The 4,248-nt window shown below is 49.4% G+C and carries 4 protein-coding genes and 4 tRNA genes; 1 reads left to right on the forward strand and 7 read right to left on the reverse strand.

The genetic code is table 11. The annotated features are described in order from the left end of the window. The 5 genes from RTU33_RS21595 to RTU33_RS21615 all read right to left on the reverse strand — a co-directional run. Positions 1 to 136, reverse strand: a 136-nt coding sequence (locus RTU33_RS21595; protein WP_000031653.1) for a GTP-binding protein, incomplete at its 3' end; no start/stop codon positions are given. A 114-nt stretch (positions 137 to 250) separates the two neighbouring features. Further along, a tRNA-Thr gene (locus RTU33_RS21600) sits at positions 251 to 326 on the reverse strand. A gap of 5 nt (positions 327 to 331) precedes the next feature. Next, positions 332 to 406: transfer RNA gene (locus RTU33_RS21605), tRNA-Gly, on the reverse strand. Between the two features lie 116 nt (positions 407 to 522). Beyond that, positions 523 to 607, reverse strand: a tRNA-Tyr gene (locus RTU33_RS21610). Between the two features lie 8 nt (positions 608 to 615). Then, positions 616 to 691 (reverse strand) — tRNA-Thr (locus RTU33_RS21615). A 405-nt stretch (positions 692 to 1,096) separates the two neighbouring features. Here RTU33_RS21615 and coaA point away from each other — a divergent pair. Continuing rightward, positions 1,097 to 2,047 carry a type I pantothenate kinase gene (gene coaA / locus RTU33_RS21620; protein WP_312630125.1) on the forward strand — a complete coding sequence of 317 codons (951 nt, stop codon included), beginning with the start codon at positions 1,097 to 1,099 and terminating at the stop codon, positions 2,045 to 2,047. A gap of 31 nt (positions 2,048 to 2,078) precedes the next feature. Here coaA and birA read toward each other — a convergent pair whose 3' ends face one another. Both birA and murB read right to left on the reverse strand, forming a co-directional pair. Further along, positions 2,079 to 3,041, reverse strand: a complete 963-nt coding sequence (gene birA / locus RTU33_RS21625; RefSeq protein ID WP_312630127.1) for a bifunctional biotin--[acetyl-CoA-carboxylase] ligase/biotin operon repressor BirA — start codon at positions 3,039 to 3,041, stop codon at positions 2,079 to 2,081. After that, positions 3,038 to 4,078 (reverse strand): UDP-N-acetylmuramate dehydrogenase, encoded by a 1,041-nt coding sequence (murB, locus tag RTU33_RS21630; protein ID WP_312630129.1) that lies wholly within the window; start codon positions 4,076 to 4,078, stop codon positions 3,038 to 3,040. The genes birA and murB overlap by 4 nt, the downstream gene beginning before the upstream one ends. Between the last annotated feature and the right edge of the window lie 170 nt (positions 4,079 to 4,248).

Consider the following 4,248-nt stretch of genomic DNA (forward strand, 5'->3'; position numbering starts at 1 on the left):
CGCGAGCAGCACCGCCGTAGGTTTTAGCCAGTACGGTAGTGATTGCAGCAGTCAGCGTTGTTTTACCATGGTCAACGTGGCCGATAGTACCGACGTTAACGTGCGGTTTTGTACGTTCAAACTTTTCTTTAGACATCGATTGTCCCTCTAAGACACGGATAAATCGGTGATATCACCACATCAACCAGGCAACATGCCTGACTTGTTGAATGCAATTCACAGAGAGAAACCAGGGAGGAGGAGATTGAAGTGGTGCTGATACCCAGAGTCGAACTGGGGACCTCACCCTTACCAAGGGTGCGCTCTACCAACTGAGCCATATCAGCACGTTTGGAGCGGGCAGCGGGAATCGAACCCGCATCATCAGCTTGGAAGGCTGAGGTAATAGCCATTATACGATGCCCGCATCCTGAAACTCGGCTACCCAGTTCTTTCTGCAACAAAAAAGAGTGTTCTCTCTTTTATTGTTTGAGTTGGTGTTTAACTTCTACCAACTCAGGCGGCGAAAACGCTGCCAGAAAGTGGTGGTGGGGGAAGGATTCGAACCTTCGAAGTCTGTGACGGCAGATTTACAGTCTGCTCCCTTTGGCCGCTCGGGAACCCCACCGGACTTGATGGTGCCGACTACCGGAATCGAACTGGTGACCTACTGATTACAAGTCAGTTGCTCTACCTACTGAGCTAAGTCGGCATCAAGTAGCGCGCATTCTAGGGAGACATGACGGGGCTTGCAACTAAAAAATTGCATAAAACGATCTCTTGCTCACATTTTGTGCATAACGGTGTAAAAATGATGCAAATTCCGTCATCTGCGAACAAAAAATGGGCTGAATGTCTGTTTCTATCTTCCTTTTTTTCTTACCGTTCGCTCGTAGCACCCACAACGCTTTCAGTCAGGCCACTCATCAGAACTCGCTCAGCAACATGAAACAAGCCCGGCAGAGATGCGTTCTGCTGGAAGCATCACTAAATCTGATTTTTTCTTCTTATTCCATTCAATCTGGTGTTAACCTCCTGCCCATTGTCCTGATTAACTGAATGTCTCACCTCATCAGCTTCGGCACATGAAACCGATGGGCGTGAACTGAACATGCTTATGAGCAAAAAAGAGCAAACGTTAATGACGCCGTACTTACAGTTCAACCGCAGCCAGTGGGCTGCCCTTCGCGATTCCGTGCCCATGACCCTTACCGAAGGGGAAATCACGCGCCTGAAAGGGATCAACGAAGATTTGTCTCTGGAAGAAGTGGCAGAGATCTATCTGCCACTCTCGCGTCTGCTGAACTTCTACATTAGCTCCAATTTGCGTCGCCAGGCCGTGCTCGAGCAGTTCTTAGGGACGAACGCGCCGCGCATTCCTTATGTGATAAGCATTGCCGGCAGCGTGGCGGTAGGTAAGAGCACAACGGCGCGTGTACTACAGGCTTTACTCAGCCGCTGGCCAGAGCATCGTCGGGTAGAATTGATCACCACCGATGGCTTCCTTCATCCTAACGAGGTTCTAAAAGAACGTGGGCTGATGAAGAAAAAAGGCTTCCCGCAGTCTTATGACATGCATCGCCTGGTGAAATTTGTTTCAGATATTAAATCAGGTGCGGCAGATGTCACTGCTCCGGTGTATTCCCACTTAATTTATGACGTTATTTGCGATGGCGACAAAACGGTCACGCATCCGGATATCCTGATTCTGGAAGGTCTGAACGTTCTGCAAAGTGGTATGGATTACCCGCACGATCCGCATCATGTATTTGTCTCAGACTTTGTCGATTTTTCTATTTATGTAGATGCCCCGGAAGATCAGCTGAAAAACTGGTATATCAATCGTTTTCTGAAATTCCGTGAAGGGGCATTCACCGATCCAGATTCTTATTTCCATAATTATGCAAAATTATCCAAAGACGAAGCTGTCAACATAGCAACATCATTATGGAATGAAATTAACCTTCTGAATCTAAAAGAAAATATACTTCCTACGCGCGAGCGAGCAAGTTTAATATTGACGAAAAGTGCCAACCATTCTGTCGAACAGGTTCGGCTTCGAAAATAAAAAAAGGGAGCGTCTGCTCCCTCTTAATTTGTTATTCCGCACTTCTCAGCGAAATTTCTCCGCCCATCCAGGGTTTAATCACTCCATCCTGTTCGAGTAATAATGCCCCCTGCATGTCAATGCCCCGTGAAATGCCAAATATCTCTTTCTCACCAATAATCAACTTCACCGGGCGATGAATAAAGTTATCCAGTTTCTCCCAGCGCTGGAGATAAGGTACCAGACCTTCCTGCTCGAACAGCACCAATGCAGCTCGCAGTTCTTTAATTAAACGCACAGCGAGGGTGTTACGATCAATTTTGATCCCGGCTTCCTGCAAATTGATCCATCCTTGATTGACTACATCAGATTCGACTCGTCGCATAGCGAGGTTAATACCCGCACCAATGACAATTTGCGCGGCATCTCCCGTCTTACCGGTGAGTTCAACCAGAATACCCGCAAGCTTACGATCCAGCAGATAGAGATCGTTCGGCCATTTTACGCGAACTTTATCCGCACCGAGGCTTTGCAGGACTTCAGCCATCACGATGCCAATGACAAGGCTCAGGCCAATCGCAGCAGCGGGCCCTTGCTCAAGTCGCCAGTACATTGACAGATAAAGATTCGCACCAAAAGGCGAGAACCACTTCCGGCCACGGCGACCACGGCCCGCCTGCTGATACTCAGCCACGCAGGCATCTCCGGAGCGAAGTGACGCCAGCCTGTCCAGCAGATACTGGTTGGTGGAATCAATCACAGGCAGCACCGTAACAGCACCCTCACTTATGCTGTTTCTAATGAGATCTTCATTCAACAGTTGAATAGGCTCAGGCAGGCTGTAACCTTTTCCGGGAACGGTAAATACATCGACGCCCCAGTCGCGCAGCGTCTGAATATGCTTGTTAATCGCCGCCCGGCTCATACCCAGACGCTCTCCGAGCTGCTCGCCGGAATGAAACTCACCGTCGGATAAAATTGAGATAAGCGTTAATGGGACCGTATTATCCTTCACGCAATAACCTCCACCGCATTGACTTCGCCGCGCGCATCAATAAACCGTACTTCAGGCTCCAGCCACACATCAAATTTTTCTCCAACCTGCTGGCGAACATAGCGGGCAAGCGCAACAACATCATCGCTGGTCGCATTGTTTTCATTAATAAGAACCAGAGCCTGCTGCCGATGTACCATGGCTCCGCCAACTCGCTGCCCCTTGAGCTGACACTGGTCGATAAGCCAGCCGGCAGCGAGTTTAACGCTGCCGTCATCCTGTGGGTAATGCGGTGCATCCGGGCAAGCAGCCAGAAGCTTTTCAGCTTCCATAGGGCTAATTACCGGGTTTTTAAAGAAGCTGCCAGCATTTCCATTCACTTTGGGGTCGGGTAACTTAGTCATACGCATGTGGCAGACAGCATCAAAGACCTGCTGCGGCGTAACTGTTTGAGGATCCAGTCTGGTCAAATCGCCATAGCTCAGCACCGGCTGCCACGCTTTTACCAGCTTTAATCCTACAGCGACAATGACATAGCGGTCCTGATATTCATGTTTGAAGATGCTGTCGCGATAGCCGAACCGGCACGCCTCAGCACTCAGGCGTTTCATAATGCCAGTAGAGAGCTCAATACAATCAACATAGTCACAGACTCGCTGCAGTTCCACGCCGTAAGCACCAATATTCTGGATCGGTGATGAACCTGCGCATCCTGGGATCAGTGCCAGATTTTCAAGCCCGGGCATGCCTTTCTCAAGCGTATACGTGACGAGACTGTGCCAGTTTTCACCCGCTCCAACATGCAGGTGCCATGCATCTGGCTGTTCACTCACCTCGATTCCTTTAAGTCGGTTGATCAGGACGACACCTGAATAATCCTCTAAAAAGAGGACGTTACTCCCTTCACCTAAAATTAGGACAGGCAGGTTTTCAGAGGTTGCCTGCTGCCAGGCTTCAAGCAGTTGAACGGTATTTTCTGCACTGACAATCCGACGGGCATGACAATCGATACCAAAGGTATTCCAGGACTTTAAGGAGTGATTCATAGTGGCTTCCAGATGCAAAATCACGGCTAGTTTACCGCATTCAGGAAGGGAAGGCTTGTGGATATGTCTGTGGGTGGTTCGTGTGTAAACGCAAAAAACCCCGACCGGATGGTCGGGGTTCTTCACTTGTTTGATGCCTGGCAGTTCCCTACTCTCGCATGGGGAGACCCCACACTACCATC

This window comes from Scandinavium sp. (assembly GCF_032012665.1).
Lineage (GTDB): Bacteria > Pseudomonadota > Gammaproteobacteria > Enterobacterales > Enterobacteriaceae > Scandinavium.

Coding starts and splice junctions, on each gene's coding strand:
- coaA (WP_312630125.1), top strand. CDS start 1,097: ATGAGCAAAAAAGAGCAAACGTTAATGACGCCGTACTTACAGTTCAAC.